Genomic DNA, 14,983 nt, shown 5'->3' with positions numbered 1-14,983 from the left:
GGAAACGCACCCGGCAAGGGGCGCCCGAATTCCGGCGAACCCCGCATTTTCACAGACCCGGGGGAGCGTGTCTGCGAGCAACTGTTTACGCGCCTGCTATCGCATGTCGAGTTTGAGTTCGGCGCCCGGCCTGGACTCGCCGGCGCCGGCCTGTACGTGCACCGCGCCGAGGAAAAGTCGCTCTGTCGGCACATTCTGCGCGAGCAGGTAGTCGCGCACCTCCCCGCCGCGCTCCACGGCGAGTTGGCGAATCACTTCCTCGTCCACCGGGATGTTGGTGATCATCAGGTTTTCCATCTCGGAGACAGGAAGGTCCTTGGCCAGGCCGACCATGTTGCGCGGCTTGGTGATGTCGGCCCGCTTGTAGATGGCCGCGAGCAACTCGGGGTACTCCGCATCGGTAACCGGCTCCACCTCGGCGGCGTCCTTGCCCGCCCGCACCGCGACGCGGCGCTTCTCGGCCTGCGTCAACTGCCGCAGGCGCTGCTTCTGATAGGGGATGCGCTCCTGTTCAAGGCTGGCCGAGCCGCTCACCGTGAGGCGCAGGCTCGGCTTGTCGACCATGGCCTTGCCGATCTTGTCGAGGTTCTCTTTCGCTGCTGCATTCAAGGTCGCGCTGCCGGGATCGAACGCGATGGCGCTGGCATCGCCGCCGCCTCCGCCGCCGCCGGTGAGAAGAGCGAACGGCGCCGTCGCGGCCTTAACGATCAGGTTGACGATGGCCTTCCAGATCAGCGGGCCGATGCTGAATTGCGGGTCGTTGAGGGAACCGCGCAGCGGCAGGTCCACGTCGATCACGCCATTGCGATCGGCCAGCAAGGCCACGGCGAGGCGCACGGGCAGGGTGCGCGTTGCGCCGGGGACTTCCTCGCCGAACTGGAGCTGGTTCAGCACCAGCTTGTTGGTCGCGGTCAGCTGGCCGTCCGGCGCCACCTTGTAGTTGACCTCCATGCTCATCTTGCCGCGCTCGATGCCATGGCCTGCGTACTTGGCCGAGTACGGCGACAGCGGCGCCAGGTCCAGCTCGCGCATCTTGGCGGTAATGTCGAGCTCCAGCGGCTTGGCCAGCGGGTTCAGCTTGCCGGTGATCTCCAGCGAAGCGGTCTGCTGGGCCTTGCCCCGCAATTCCAGGTCGGCCAGTTCGGGCGACCCGGTGCTGCCCTTCGGCGGATTGGATGAGAACGCGCTGAGCTTGCCGGTGAGTTCGCTCAGGTCCGCCGAATAGTTGGGCTTGACGAACAGGTCGGTGAAGTCGATCTTGCCGTTGACCAGGCTCATCGGGCCGAAATTGACGATCGGCTTCATGCCGGTGTCTTCCGGCTGCGCCGCGGCCACCGGTGCGGGAGCCGCCGGCGTCGGCGCTGGCGCACCTCCGCCGACCATCAACTCGGCCGGCGGCGGCTCGCCCGTCGTGCGCCCCGGCGCCGGCTTGGACGTGATCCGCGCGCCGCCGAACTTGCGCTGGGTGGTGGTCGTCGGCGGCTGCGGCGCGGCGGCGGCCTTGGCAATCCCCTCCTGCTCGCCCTTCTTCGTCAGGTCCTGCAAGTTGAGCCGGCCGCTGGGGTCGACGATCACACGCGCGAAGAAGTCGGTCAGCGAGGTTTCGCGGACATCGACCCTGGGCGGCGCGCTGGGGGCCAGCGTCACCTGCAGGCCGCGCAGGCCCAGTGTCTTCCAGCCGAGCAACTGGTTGTTCGATCGGTCGAACCCGGGAGACTGGGTCAACTGGACGCTGTTGATGCGCAAGTCGTCCACCGCCAGGTCGCCCGCCAGTTTCGCGCTCATCCCGGTGGGCATCTGGGCATAGCTCACCGTGCCCCGGTAGCTGGCGAACGCCCGTCGCACGTCCACATTGAGCGCCTCGGAGTAATAGGCCTTGAACGCATGCACAGGGAAATTGCCGAATTCCAGACGGCCTTCCGCCGACACCGGCTTCAACACCACCTGGCCCTTGTAGAGGAACTTGCCCGGGTCCGAGCGCCCGGCGCCGATACGGCCGGACACTTCCAGCGGAGACGCCGTGGCGGTATTGGGCGCCAGCTTCTGCGCGTTGACCTTGAGCGCGGTGATCTCCACGGCCACGGGCGTGCTGGCGGCATCGTCGGCATAGGACACCGCGCCGCCATCGACCAGCAGATTGCCGATGGTCAGGCCCCAGGGCTTGGTGTTCGCGTTCGCCTTCGCTGATCCGGCATCGGGCGGCTTGGGTGCGGCAACCTTGGCCGGCTCGCCTTCGGACTGCCCGTTGCCGGACGGCGCCTTGAGCCAGCGCTCGAACATCCAGTGCTTCTCCTTGTCGCGCTCGACCCGGACCTTGGGCTGGTTGGCGCTGAAGGTGCCGATGGCCAGCGTGTGCTGCGTCATGTCCGCCACGGCGTCGGTCAATTCGAATCGACCGACGCTGGCCAGTGCCGTCTTGCCCTGCGACAGCGCCAGGCCATCGATCGAGACCTTGGTTGCCTTGAACTTGAGGTCGGGCTGGGCCCAGTCGATCTCGACTTCGCCGCCGAGCTTGCCGTCGAGCGTGGGTTCCAGGCTTTGCGCCAGGTACGGCGCCGCCAGCGACAGCGGCAAGGCCTCGACCTGTGCCTTGACCGCGGCCGCCTTGTCGGTGCCCTGCCCCTCGAATTTGAGCCCCGCCCCGCCAATGGCCACGCCGCCGCTGAAGTTGGCCGGCTTTTCCATGGGCCACTGGATCCCGGTGGCGTGGACGCCGAGCCCGGTCATCTCGACCACGGCGGCCGGCTTGACGGTTTCGTCATGCCAGCCGATGTTGCCGTCGCTGAGGGCGAACTTGTCGACCTCGATTTTCCAGGGCGCAGGCGCCGGGGCCTTGGGCGCGGTGGCGGCCTCCTCAGCATCCGATTTGGGCTCCGGCTTCTCCGCGGCGCCTGTTGCCGGGTTCTTCGGCAACAGGTTCAGCTTGCCGGCCGCATCGCGCGCCACCGCCAAGTTGGGCGCAACGAGGCCGATTTCACCGAGGTGGATCAGCCGCTCCAGTGGCCGAATGTCGGCGAGGCCGACCGTCAGGCTGTCGAAGGCGAGCAACTCGCGTCCTTCGCCATCTGCCATGCGAATGCCATGCGTCGCGACCGTGCCGGAAATCTTCAGCCCGGCAGTGGCGGCGCGCTCGAAATCGATCTTGATGTCGGCGTCGAGCGAGCCTGCCTTCAATTGCACGGGCATCCCGCTTGGCACATAACCAAGGTAAGGCACCAAGTCGAGCCCCTTGAACTGGATCTGCGCATCGGTCTTGCGGCTCTCGGCGAAGGGCGTGGTCGCCGCGGTCGAGTCGAACTTGCTGCCGTTGAAGGTGAAGGCGAGCTTGGGCTCGACCTTGGCCTCGCGCAGGGAGGCCAGGTTGCTGATGAACGGCACGTTCAACACGAGGTCGCGCAAGGTGTGCTTGCGTTGGACGGCCTGGTCGTCGAAATCGACCGAGCCCCCATTCACCGCGATGTTGTAGATGGCAAAGCGCGTCGGGTCGCCGGGCGGCTTGTCGGGCGGCGTCGCGAGCTTGGCAAGGATGTCGTCGATGTCGTAGTGCCCGTCGCCCAGATGGGTCAGTGCGATGGTCGGCTGATCGATGGTCACCGCGTCGATCACCGGCGCCAGGCGCACGATCGACTCCATCTCGGCATCGACGTAGATCCGGGCGATTTGAAGCTGGGCGCCCTTGCCGTCGGCCGTGGCGATGCGCAGATCGTTCAGCGTGAGTTCCAGCGTCCACGGCTTGAAATCGATCTTGCCCACGGTGACCTGGCGCCCCAGCTTGGCGCTTGCCAGGGATTGAATCTGACTCTTGAGCAGCGGCGGCACCACCAGCCAGGCCACCAGCCAGATCACAAGAACAGTGAGCATGGCGACGATCACCCGTCGCACCCATTTGCTTTGTATCAGGGCAGCAGCTTTCATCATCGGGAAGTGTGCCGCAAGGCAACACGGGTTCGCAGAAACAAGAAAGCCCGGTGATTTGACGCGGAGTCTCGTCACCGGGCTCGATGGCGAGTTCAAAACCCATGCCATCTTTTCGCTTGACCGGAAGTTGAATGGTTCCGGCCTCGCTGGCAGCAAGAGATTGCCACCGGGGGGTGCTTCCAACGTCGAACCGGGAGAAATCCCTCTGTTCTCGGCCTTTGGCGTGACGCCTGACGGTTCAGGCATCTTCACTTTAAGCGGTGGAATGGTCTTTTCAAATCGGTGTTGCAATCACTTGCAGTGAGCCGTTTCCCTCTACTGATCCAGACTTTTCTCAGGTCATTTTTAGAATAAGACCCCTAGACGTTATTCTTGACCAGGTATTAGGCGATCCCTAGAATTCGTCCAACCTTGCTGCCCGCTTGCAGCATGTAGTCTTTTGTACTCCGCCGCCGCGTGCACTATTGCCACCGGCCCTATCAGGCGGCCGCGCTCCCCAGACCACTTCGCGCGGAACCTGATACCCACCCCAGCGACGTCACCGTCGACCCGGCTCGCTTTATGCGTTGCCTGCGTTTTCCGGTGCCGACGACGAAAGGAAAAGCGATGAAACAGGCCTTGGCCTCCACAGCCCGCGGGCTACGGACCTTCGGGTCCGATGTGGCAGATGGTTTCTTTGAACTCACCCACAACGGCTTTGCGTTGATCGGTCTGGCTATCGTGTTTGCCGCGTTGGCACTCGTGGCCCGGCCCGACTTGCGCGAGTCCGGGGAAGCCCAGTTGATGGGCTGGCTCCAGTCGCGCAAGCCTGCGCCGGAGCCAAGCGCAACCGATCTGCAACCGAACGCGATCGAACGCACCACGGCAGCGAGCCCCGGCGACCTGCCCAAGCAGCAGGCCGCGGTGGCCTATTGGCTCAGCAAGAAGTACCGTGTTGCAGCGGAACCCCTGAGCGTGCTGGTCGCGGAGGCCTATGACATCGGCAAGCGCACCAAGCTCGACCCGACCCTGATCCTGGCCATCATGGCCGTCGAATCCAGCTTCAATCCGTTCGCCCAGAGCAGCGTGGGTGCCCAGGGCCTGATGCAGGTGATGACGCGCGTCCATGGCGAGAAATACGAAAGCGCCGGCGGCACGCTGACGGCCTTCGACCCGGTCACCAACATGCGCGTCGGCGTCAAGGTGCTGCAGGAATGCATTTCGCGCGCCGGATCCGTCGAGGGCGGCTTGCGCTACTACGTCGGCGCCGCCAAGATGGAAGACGACGGCGGCTATGCCGGCAAAGTGATGGCCGAGCACGAGCGGCTGCGCCTGGTTGCCCAGGGCAAGGCGCCCTCCACGACTTCGAACCGCACCGCTGGCCTGCCTGTGGCCGAGCGGAACAAGTCCGCCGAATCGACGGGCGGACAAAAGGTCGCATTGCTGGAGAGCGACTCCTGGAAAGACGCTGATCCTCTGCGTCAGGAGCCTCTCGGCTACACTGGCGCGGTACGCGACTGGCGATAGGCGCAACCCTGGGGCAACTTGCTCCGGGTGCATGCGCTGACGTGGAATACCACTTGGGAGCGTACCGCCCGGTTTGCCGGGTGTTCCGCCGTTCGCCTGGGCAGCCCTTGTTTGCATGAACAAGGAAATTTGTCTTCAGGACTGCCATGTACCAACGCAACAATCTGGTCGAACAGACCGACCCCGAAGTGTGGGCTGCCATCCAGGCCGAAAACGCACGCCAGGAACAGCACATCGAACTCATCGCGAGTGAAAACTACGCGTCGCCCGCCGTCATGGCGGCGCAGGGTTCGCAGCTCACCAACAAGTACGCCGAGGGCTACCCCGGGAAGCGTTACTACGGTGGCTGCGAGCACGTCGACGTGGCCGAGCAACTGGCCATCAACCGCGTCAAGCAGTTGTTCGGCGCGGACGCGGCCAACGTGCAACCGCACTGCGGCGCCTCGGCCAACGAAGCCGTGATGCTGGCGTTCCTCAAGCCCGGCGACACCATCATGGGCATGAGCCTGGCCGAAGGCGGCCACCTCACCCACGGAATGCCTCTCAACATGAGCGGCAAGTGGTTCAACGTGGTGAGCTACGGCCTCGACAAGAACGAAGCCATCGACTACGACGCGATGGAGCGCAAGGCGCATGAGCACATGCCCAAGCTGATCATCGCCGGCGCCTCGGCCTATTCGCTGCACATCGATTTCGAGCGCTTTGCCAAGGTCGCGAAGGACGTGGGCGCGATCTTCATGGTCGACATCGCCCACTATGCCGGCCTGGTGGTCGCGGGCTGCTACCCCAACCCGGTGCCGCACGCGGACGTGGTCACCTCCACCACCCACAAGAGCCTGCGCGGCCCGCGCGGCGGCATCATCCTTATGAAGTCGCAGCACGAGAAGGCGATCAACAGCGCGATCTTCCCCGGCCTGCAGGGTGGCCCGCTGATGCACGTCATCGCCGCCAAGGCGGTCGCCTTCAAGGAAGCGCTGACGCCCGAGTTCAAGACCTATCAACAGCAGGTCATCAAGAATGCGCAGATCGTCGCGGAGACGCTCACCCAACGCGGACTGCGCATCGTGAGCGGGCTCACCCAGAGCCACCTGATGTTGGTCGACCTGCGGCCCAAGGGCATCACCGGCAAGGAAGCCGAGGCGGTGCTCGGCAGCGCGCACATGACCATCAACAAGAACGCGATCCCAAACGATCCGGAAAAGCCGATGGTCACCAGCGGCGTGCGCATCGGCACGCCGGCCATGACGACGCGCGGCTTCAAGGACGAGGAAGCCCGTGCGACGGCGCACCTGATTGCCGACGTGCTGGACAACCCGCGCGACGAGGCGAACCTGGCGACCGTGCGCACCAAGGTCGAGGCGCTGACGACGCGCTTCCCGGTTTATCGCTGAGCAGGACCGCAGGTGGCCGCAGCATGAAATGCCCGTTCTGCGGCCACCTTGAGACGCAGGTCGTGGAGACCCGCGTCTCGGAGGACGGCGACTTCGTGCGCCGCCGCCGACAGTGCGGGTCCTGCGAGAAGCGTTTCACCACCTACGAGCGGCCGGACGTCAACTTTCCGGTGGTCGTCAAGAAGGATGGCGGCCGGGCAGACTTCGAAGCATCAAAGGTCCGCGCATCGATGATGCTGGCGCTGCGCAAGCGACCCGTGACCATCGAGCAGATCGACGGCGCGTTGCTGCGCATCGAGCAGGAGTTGCTGGCGCTCGGCCTGCGCGAAATCGAGTCCAACAAGGTCGGCGAACTGGTGATGCGCGAACTCAAGAAGCTCGACAAGGTGGCCTACGTGCGCTTTGCGTCGGTCTACCGGAGCTTCGAGGATGTGGACGAATTTCGGCAGTTGCTGCGGGATATCTAGGCAACCGATTTCGACGCAATCACGCGTCATCTTTGTGACTTCTTCAGCACAAAGATCGTTAATTGTCTCAATTCGCCGGATTGGCTCCGTTCGTCGGAGACAGACTGCCGTCTGGTTTTGTTCACTTTTTTATTACATTTACGCCCCTAGCATGCGGGCGTGAATTCGCAACCCCTTACTCAGCAGATCGCATTGTTTGCCCGTGAAGCGCGCCGCGTGTCGGGCTTCACTGCGATCGAATTGCTGGTGGTCGTTGCGGTCGTGGCCATCCTGGCCACGCTAGCGTTGCCCAGTTTCAACGCCGTCGTGTCCCGCTACCGCGTTCGAACCGCCGTCGAGGACTTCACTGCAACCATCTACTTCGCGCGATCGGAAGCGATCCGGCGCGGCGGCGGGGTCGTGCTCCGCAAGGCGACACAGGCGGGTTGCTCGGCGCCGGGGTCCCAGAACTGGAGTTGTGGGTGGCTGGTGTTTGCGGACCTCAACGGCAACGGATCCGCCGACAAGGGCGATGAGGTCTTGCAGCAATCGCCCGCTCCCCGCGGAGTCGATGTCCGGCGAACGACGAACGCATCGCTCATGCGATTGAATCAGTGGGGCGAAGCCGGCGCCGGCATGGTCGGCGTCGTCTTCAGTCCTGCCGACGATGACAACGTTGCGAACAAGACAGCGCTGTGCCTGAGCTCGGGCGGCAGGCTGCGAGTCGTGCCGGGCGTCGAGGAGTGTCCTGGATGATCGCCCGCCCTGTTCTTCGGCGCCACTGCGAGCGCGGGGTGACCTTGCTGGAGTCCCTGGTCTCGATCATGATCCTGGCAGTGGGCGTGCTCGCGATTCTGTGGGTGCAGGTGCGCACGCTGGCGGAAACACAGACTTCCGCGCGACGCGCACAAGCGGTGCGGGCGATCGAAGACCTCGGCGAACGCATCAAGTCCAATCCCGACGCCTTCGCGCAATTGAGCGCTTACGTGGCCGACTGGAACATCGGCGATGCGCCTGAAGAGGATTGCAGGGCCAAGGCCTGCACCACCACGCAACTGGCCGCCCGCGACCTCTGGGAATGGAAAACAGAAGTCTCACAGCGACTGCCGTTGGGCAAGGCCACGGTCTTCCTGTCGTCGGACGAGGACGCCAACAACAAGCGGCAATTGGGCGTGATGGTCGGCTGGCGCTCCAACGAACGCTCGAATGACAAGGGCTATCTCGCGCCGCTGGCCCAGCCCACCCCAACCAGCGCGGGCATCCCTGATTGCCCTGCCGGCTTGATCTGCCACGTCGTGTATGTCCAACCGTAGTCCATCCACGAGCCCAAGGCCAGCTGTACGCCGGGCGCAACGCGGCGCGACGCTCGTCGAATTGCTGGCCGCGCTTGTCATCGGTCTACTCGTGATTGGTGCAGCCATTGCCTCGATGTTGCTCTCACGGAATAGCGCGGCCGTGGTCACGGACGTCGCGCACCTGCAGCAACAGGGGTCGTACGCATTGAGGGTGTTCGGCATGCAGGCGCGGCAGGCTGGTTCCCTCGACCTGGCGAAATCTTCCGCGCCGGGCATGGTGTCCTTCAATACCAGCTTCACCGGCTTCGATGGCGCCGCGGTACAGGGCACGGAGGGCACCAAGGGTGCTCCGGACACCGTCTCTTTCAGCAACCAGCCTGTCCTAGCAGGCGCTGAAGCCGATACGGAGGCCGCAGACGACAAGCGGCCACGCGACTGCCTCGCCAACAGGGTGCCGAAGGAGATGGCGGGTTTGCGCTTGGATAGCACCTTCTCGGTGAAGGAAGGTGCGTTGATGTGCAAGGGTGTGCAGGACGCCACCCAGCCCATGGTCGCCAACGTCGCGGACTTCCAGGTCTGGTACCGCGTGAAGGCCTCGCCGACCACGATCCGGCGCATGGACGCCAACGAAGTAGAGGCCGCCAAGCTCTGGGGCATGGTGAGTTCGGTCGAAATCTGCCTCGACCTGAAGGGTTCGGAAAACACCGGCGACCAACCGTCCAGGAACTACGTCAATTGCCAAGGCGAAGCCGTGCCGCACAAAGGCGTGGTCCACATGCTGTTTCGCAACGTGTTCGACCTGCGCACCCAGGGAGCCTCGTGACAAGGCCGGGCCTGCGCCAGCGCGGCGTATCCATGTTCATCGTGCTGGTCATGGTGATGCTTTCGAGCCTGCTGGTGATCTGGGCCTCGCGCACCGCCCTCTTCAGCGAAATGATCACCGGCAACGACAGCGATTACCAGCGCGCGTTCGAGGCCGCGCAGGCCATGGTGCGCGATGCCGAATTCGACATCATGGGCACCCTCTCGGACGGCAGGACCGAATGCAGGCGCGGCGCCGCGTACGTCGGCTGCCGTGAACTGTCCGGCGGGATCTTCTTCCCGGCCGACGAAGCCGACTTCCAGAATCTTTCGGATTCCCTGCGCAAGGCGCCGCTCCTTTGCGTACGCGGCATCTGCCTTGCCAACGACGGCAAGTTCCTGAATTCGCAAGGTGATCTGGAGGCCATGAAGAAAGTCGCAGCCACCTACGGCGCCCACACGGGAGCCAAGGCCACGGCCGCCAGCAACCCGCTCCTGATGACGGGCGCTGGCCAGGAGGCGCGGGCCTGGTACTGGGTCGAGGTGCTGCCCTACGACGTCGGCGCGGCCACCGCGGCCGGTCCGGCACAACGGTATGCGCCCGACGCCGGCAGCCCCTACGTCTTTCGTATCACGGCGATCGCGAAAGGGCTCAAGCCCAACAGTCTGGCCGTCGTGCAGACGGTGTTCGTGCGGAAGCGGATGGATTCATGAAGAGGTCACAACTCCCCAAGTCCACCGCTTGCGCGCTGCTGCTGGCGCTCGCGATGCTGTCGTCGCATGCGGCCGCGGCTCCGCTGCAGTTCAGCACCGCACCCGCCGGCACGAGCTACAGGAAGCCGGCACCGAACGTCATCGTGTCGGTGGACGATTCGGGCAGCATGGGGGATGAAGGCATGCAGACCTTGCGCGAAGCATTGCTCGACACCTTCTCGCAAGCGAACGTGCCGGATGGCGCCATTCGCCTGGCCTGGCAATCGATGGCGCACTGCTACACGATTCCGAGCGGTGGCGACTGCGATGGCCAGAATGAAATGCGGGTGCTGGACGCCGCGCACCGCAACAATTTCAAGACTTGGGTCCGCACGCTCGCAGCAGTGGGTGACACGACGTCCCATCGCATGCTGTTCAACGCCGGCCAATACCTGCGCATGCCACCCGGCATCAACAGCCCCTGGGCCAGCGTGCCGGGGCGCGTTCAGGAGCCGATGCTGGGCTGCCGCAAGGCTTACAACCTGTTCATGACCGACGGGGGATGGAACACGCCTTTCGGAAATCGGGATGACCCGGTCCGATGGGATGCGGGCAACCCGCAGGCCGCGGCGTTGATTCCAAATGCAGACGGCACCTCGCGCACGCTCGGCGACGGGACGACGCCATACGCCACGACGAATGAACAAACGCAGATCTACCGCGACGATTTCGGCGCCGGCCTATACGGCGACGGCTACAGCTCCGGCGTGCTGCCGACCTTCTCGGACCTGGCCTTCTACTACTGGGCGACCGATCTGCAGCCGGACTTGCCCAACAACGTGCCCCGACGCATCGCACGCGAAGGCAGCGAGACCTTCACGGACGCGGAGGGCACGAAGACGCGCACCCTCACGGAATTCTGGAATCCCCGCAACGATCCCGCCAACTGGCAGCACCTGACGCTGTACACCGTGGGCTTCAACGGCGCCGCCAAGTGGGACGCGAGCGTGGGACCGGTGTTGGGCGACAGCACCTGGAGCGGTGAGGACTACAACCGCCTGATGCTTGGTACGACGTCCTGGCCCAACCCGTTGAACTTCGCCTCCGCCATCGATGACACGAAGCGGATGCCCGAGTTGTGGCACTCCGCCCTCAACTCACGCGGCAAGTTCATTCCGGCCCCCACCGCTGCATCGTTGGCCGTGGCTTTCAAGGACGTCCTGAACACGATCGCCGCGGAGACGGGCAGCGCGCTCAGCTCGGTGACCGGCAGTTCCGGATCGGCACGGGGCGCGTCGATGTCGTTCGAGGCCGGGTATTCAGCGGACGGATGGCATGGCGCCGTCACCGCCTACAACGTGGCCGCGGGGACCGCCGTGGTGTCGGCGGGCGGCGCCTGGGGCACGGCGGTTGCCGCCGCGGGCAATACGCTCGCAAAGCCGGTTTCGACCGCCACCCTTCTGGACGCCAGTTCCTACGTCCCCGCCAGCCGGCTTGTGCTGTCCCACAACGGCACCGAAGGCATCTCGTGGACCTGGGACAGCCTCTCCGAAGCGCAAAAGGCCGCGCTCGACACGGGCGGCGCAGGCGTCGACGGGAAGGGGCAGGGCCGGCTTGCCTACCTGCGCGGCGACCGCACCCAGGAACTCTCCAATGGCGGGACTTTCCGCAACCGCAAATCGCGTCACGGCGATATCGTCAATTCGGCGCCGTGGGTGGTGCCAGGCAAGCCCGCGGGAACCTACAACGACGCCACCTACGCCAGATTCCGCAACGCCCGAGCAGCGCGGCCCTCCATGCTGTACGTCGGCGCCAACGACGGCATGCTCCATGGCTTCGACACCGCCGACGGCGCCGAGAAGATCGCCTATGTGCCGCAGGGCTTGTACGGCAAGTTGTCGCAACTGAGCTCGCCTGCCTACGAGCACCAGTACTTCGTCGATGGCTCGCCGCTTTCGGGTGACATCAAGCCGGTCGACGGCGCCTGGAAGACGTACCTTGCGGGCTTCCTCGGCGCCGGAGGCCATGGCTACTTCGTGCTGGATGCAACCGATCCGGCCGCCTTCGCATCCGCATCGCCGGGCAGCCTGGTGGTACTGGACAAGACCGGCGCCGATGCCGACCCGGACATCGGAAGCATCTTCAGCCGACCGGCCATCGAACAGGCCAACCCCAACGTGACACAGCAGATCACCCAGCTCAACGACGGCCGCTGGGCGCTGGTGACCGGCAATGGTTACAACAGCCCGAACGAAAAAGCGGTGTTGTTGATCCAGTACCTCGACGGCGACAAAGCGCTGGTCAAGATCAACGCAGGCCACGCGGGCGGCAACGGCCTGGGCGCACCCCGCCTCGTCGACCTCAATGGCGACGGCAAGCCGGACATCGCCTATGCCGGCGACCTGAAGGGCCAACTCTGGAAGTTCGACCTGACGGGAAATACCGCAGGCCAATGGAAGCTTTCCTTCGACAACGCGCCGCTGTACACCGCCCATGATGCGACCGGCAAGGCCCAGCCCATCACCAACGCCCCGGTGTGGCTGCCCCATCCGGACGGTGGCCTCATGCTGGTGTTCGGCACCGGGCGCAATCTCACCAACGAGGATCGGGGCGACACCGCACCTCAGAGCATCTACGGCATCCGCGACAACACCGTGATCACGCGCAGTTCAGAGAACGCAGTGGTGTTGTCGGAAGACGAAGCCGTGTCCAACGGCCGCCTTTCGCTGGTCGCACAGACCATCGGCGCAGAGGCCGGCACGTCCAACGCCACCGGCAGCCGGCTTTGGCGCCTCAGCAGCAACGAGGTGGATTTCACTTCGCACAGGGGGTGGTACCTCGACCTGCCCGTGGGCGAGCGCGTGGCGCAGAACCTCGATTGGTTCGACGGCTTGCTGGTGGACGTGCCGAGCGCCATCCCCGGAGTGGATGGCAACACGACCGAAGAGACCTGCGGTCCAACCATGGTGAACGGACGCAGCTACCTCACCACCCTGAACGCCATCACCGGCGGCGCCCCGCGCTCGCAGCTCTACGGCTACACCGCAAGCACCGCCACGGCGGATGCCCCGATGAACGCCTCGCGCATTGAATCGTCGCTGCGATACGCACTCAAGACGGACAAGAAGCTCATCAGCGTCTGCCCCTCGGGCCAAACCTGCGACGACCGGGATCGCCTGGGCAAGATCAGCCTGCGGCCGAGCTGGAGGCAGTTGCGGTGAAGGTGCAGACGAAGGCTCGCCCGCGCCTACGCGGCTTCACGCTGATCGAGGCCATGATCGTGCTCGCGGTGATCGGGATCCTCAGCGCCATCGCGCTGCCGAGCTACCGGGAGTACATCCGCCGCGGCCACCGCGCCGAGGCGCGCGCCGGGTTGCTGCAGGCGGCCCACTGGCTGGAGCGCGTGGCGACGGCCCGCGGCACCTACCTCACCACGGAAGAGGCCGCGACCAAGTTTCCGTCGGCGCTCGAGGCCGTGCCCTCCAAGAGCTATTCCATCAGCCTCGCGGGCACGGATACGAATGGCGCCCGCTACACTTTGAAGGCGACTCCGCAGAACGGCCAGGTCGGCGACAAGTGCGGCGAATTCACGTTGACACACGATGGCAAGCGTGGCCTGTCTTCCCCCACCGCGTCGCCCGAACTGGTGGCGGACTGCTGGAGTCGTTGAAAAGCCCGTACTGCTCAACTTCACATCCTGATCACGCATCCATGCCCCCTGCCGCGCAAACGATGGAATTGGCACTCGCGCTGGCGAGCGCGGCACACGCCAATGTCTCACCCAATCCCGCCGTCGGCTGCGTCATCACGAACAGCAACGGCGAGGTCATCGGCCAAGGCCATACCCAGACGGTGGGCGGTCCGCATGGCGAGATCATGGCGTTGCACGATGCCGCGGCACGCAGCCATTCGGTCGCGGGCGCAACGGCCTACGTCACGCTGGAGCCCTGCTCCCACCACGGACGCACGGGCCCGTGCTGCGATGCGCTGATCGCCGCGGGCATCCGGAAGGTGGTTGCGTCGATCGCGGACCCCAACCCGCTCGTCGCGGGCGAGGGCTTTGCGCGGCTGCGCGCGGCGGGCATCGAGGTCCAGGTCGGCCTGGGCGCCGCCGAATCGCGCGAACTCAACATCGGCTTCTTCAGCCGCATGGTGCGCAAGACGCCCTGGCTGCGGATGAAAGTCGCCGCCTCGATCGACGGCAAGACCGCCCTCGACAACGGCGTGAGCCAGTGGATCACCGGCCCTGCGGCACGCACTGACGGGCACGCCTGGCGGGCACGGGCGAGCGCGGTGCTGACAGGCGTGGGCACGGTGCTGGAGGACGACCCTCTGCTCGACGTGCGCCTGGTCGAAACGGGCCGCCAGCCCCACCTGGTGATCATCGACAGCCAGTTGCAGACACCGCCCGATGCGCGCCTCTTCATGCCCGGCCGCTCCGTGTGGATCTATGCCGGCGCGCGCCCGAGCCCCGAGAAGGAAGAAGCGCTCAAGGCACGCGGCGCCACGGTCACGCACCTGTCCAACCCGCAGGGCAAGGTCGACCTGGCCGGGATGCTGGCCGACCTTGCGCGACGCGAGATCAACGAACTGCATGTGGAAGCCGGCCACAAGCTCAACGGCTCGCTCATGCGCGAGGGTCTGGTCGATGAACTGCTGGTCTACCTGGCGCCGAAGTTCATCGGCAGCGGCATGGGGATGGCCAGCCACGTTCACGCCGACGGACCGTTGACCGAGCTGGCCGGCGCACTGCCGCTTGAGTTCCGATCCGTCGAGATGCTGGGCCCCGATCTGCGGATCGTCGCCCGGGTCGCCGGCCGCGACGTCTTCTAGCCCTGAACGGGCACGCCCCGTGCCAGAAACATCGTGGAACCGGCTTTGCCGGCCACTGGTTTGGGCTCTGCGAAGCGCACGAAATGCGTGGAGCCCGGAG

Annotated in this window: 12 protein-coding genes and 1 riboswitch; of the genes, 11 read left to right on the top strand and 1 reads right to left on the bottom strand. The window is 65.2% G+C overall.

The features are described from left to right. Positions 1–96: 96 nt before the first annotated feature. Positions 97–3,861: a DUF748 domain-containing protein gene (locus tag HB681_RS07190; protein WP_256734846.1), complete on the bottom strand. Its 3,765-nt coding sequence runs from the start codon at positions 3,859–3,861 to the stop codon at positions 97–99. Between HB681_RS07190 and HB681_RS07185 the strand changes: the two genes are divergently transcribed. The 11 genes from HB681_RS07185 (at position 3,860) to ribD (ending at position 14,883) form a co-directional block, all read left to right on the top strand. Beyond that, positions 3,860–4,222, top strand: a complete 363-nt coding sequence (locus tag HB681_RS07185) for a hypothetical protein (RefSeq protein ID WP_213954326.1) — start codon at positions 3,860–3,862, stop codon at positions 4,220–4,222. The genes HB681_RS07190 and HB681_RS07185 overlap by 2 nt on opposite strands. Before the next feature lie 302 nt (positions 4,223–4,524). Beyond that, a complete protein-coding gene (locus HB681_RS07180; RefSeq protein ID WP_256354349.1) occupies positions 4,525–5,424 on the top strand; it encodes a lytic transglycosylase domain-containing protein in 900 nt (299 codons plus the stop codon). Further along, a riboswitch (ZMP/ZTP riboswitch) is annotated at positions 5,401–5,533 on the top strand. (Overlaps the previous gene by 24 nt.) Before the next feature lie 37 nt (positions 5,534–5,570). After that, positions 5,571–6,815, top strand: coding sequence for a serine hydroxymethyltransferase (gene glyA, locus HB681_RS07175; RefSeq protein WP_213954108.1), 1,245 nt, complete (start codon positions 5,571–5,573; stop codon positions 6,813–6,815). A 23-nt stretch (positions 6,816–6,838) separates the two neighbouring features. Continuing rightward, complete coding sequence (nrdR, locus tag HB681_RS07170) at positions 6,839–7,282, top strand: transcriptional regulator NrdR (RefSeq protein ID WP_213954107.1); 444 nt, start codon at positions 6,839–6,841, stop codon at positions 7,280–7,282. Positions 7,283–7,441: 159 nt separating this feature from the next. Further along, entirely contained in the window at positions 7,442–8,017 is a 576-nt protein-coding gene (locus HB681_RS07165; RefSeq protein ID WP_213954106.1) for a GspH/FimT family protein, read from the top strand. Next, positions 8,014–8,574, top strand: coding sequence for a type IV pilus modification protein PilV (gene pilV, locus HB681_RS07160; protein WP_213954105.1), 561 nt, complete (start codon positions 8,014–8,016; stop codon positions 8,572–8,574). Before HB681_RS07165 ends, pilV begins: the two co-directional genes overlap by 4 nt. 142 nt (positions 8,575–8,716) lie before the next feature. After that, positions 8,717–9,379, top strand: a complete 663-nt coding sequence (locus HB681_RS38695) for a PilW family protein (protein WP_345944636.1) — start codon at positions 8,717–8,719, stop codon at positions 9,377–9,379. A 32-nt stretch (positions 9,380–9,411) separates the two neighbouring features. Then, positions 9,412–10,071 (top strand): PilX N-terminal domain-containing pilus assembly protein, encoded by a 660-nt coding sequence (locus HB681_RS07150; protein WP_213954103.1) that lies wholly within the window; start codon positions 9,412–9,414, stop codon positions 10,069–10,071. Further along, on the top strand, positions 10,068–13,271 hold the full coding sequence (locus HB681_RS07145; RefSeq protein WP_213954102.1) for a PilC/PilY family type IV pilus protein: 3,204 nt from the start codon (positions 10,068–10,070) through the stop codon (positions 13,269–13,271). Before HB681_RS07150 ends, HB681_RS07145 begins: the two co-directional genes overlap by 4 nt. Beyond that, entirely contained in the window at positions 13,268–13,720 is a 453-nt protein-coding gene (locus HB681_RS07140) for a type IV pilin protein (RefSeq protein ID WP_345944635.1), read from the top strand. The genes HB681_RS07145 and HB681_RS07140 overlap by 4 nt, the downstream gene beginning before the upstream one ends. A 62-nt stretch (positions 13,721–13,782) precedes the next feature. Continuing rightward, positions 13,783–14,883 (top strand): bifunctional diaminohydroxyphosphoribosylaminopyrimidine deaminase/5-amino-6-(5-phosphoribosylamino)uracil reductase RibD, encoded by a 1,101-nt coding sequence (gene ribD, locus HB681_RS07135; RefSeq protein ID WP_256734845.1) that lies wholly within the window; start codon positions 13,783–13,785, stop codon positions 14,881–14,883. The last annotated feature ends 100 nt before the right edge of the window (positions 14,884–14,983 follow it).

The organism is Variovorax sp. dw_954 (genome assembly GCF_018449755.1).
Classification (GTDB): domain Bacteria; phylum Pseudomonadota; class Gammaproteobacteria; order Burkholderiales; family Burkholderiaceae_C; genus Variovorax.
The sequence above is the reverse complement of the archived record's forward strand: the minus strand, read 5'-3'. Positions and strand labels throughout refer to the sequence as shown.

What these genes read in the sequence shown, in the direction of transcription:
- HB681_RS07185 (WP_213954326.1), top strand. Translation starts at nt 3,860, where the DNA reads ATGGCGACGATCACCCGTCGCACCCATTTGCTTTGTATCAGGGCAGCA.
- glyA (WP_213954108.1), top strand. Translation starts at nt 5,571, where the DNA reads ATGTACCAACGCAACAATCTGGTCGAACAGACCGACCCCGAAGTGTGG.
- HB681_RS07180 (WP_256354349.1), top strand. Translation starts at nt 4,525, where the DNA reads ATGAAACAGGCCTTGGCCTCCACAGCCCGCGGGCTACGGACCTTCGGG.
- nrdR (WP_213954107.1), top strand. Translation starts at nt 6,839, where the DNA reads ATGAAATGCCCGTTCTGCGGCCACCTTGAGACGCAGGTCGTGGAGACC.
- HB681_RS07150 (WP_213954103.1), top strand. Translation starts at nt 9,412, where the DNA reads ATGTTCATCGTGCTGGTCATGGTGATGCTTTCGAGCCTGCTGGTGATC.
- pilV (WP_213954105.1), top strand. Translation starts at nt 8,014, where the DNA reads ATGATCGCCCGCCCTGTTCTTCGGCGCCACTGCGAGCGCGGGGTGACC.
- ribD (WP_256734845.1), top strand. Translation starts at nt 13,783, where the DNA reads ATGGAATTGGCACTCGCGCTGGCGAGCGCGGCACACGCCAATGTCTCA.
- HB681_RS07145 (WP_213954102.1), top strand. Translation starts at nt 10,068, where the DNA reads ATGAAGAGGTCACAACTCCCCAAGTCCACCGCTTGCGCGCTGCTGCTG.
- HB681_RS07190 (WP_256734846.1), bottom strand. Translation starts at nt 3,861, where the DNA reads ATGCTCACTGTTCTTGTGATCTGGCTGGTGGCCTGGCTGGTGGTGCCG.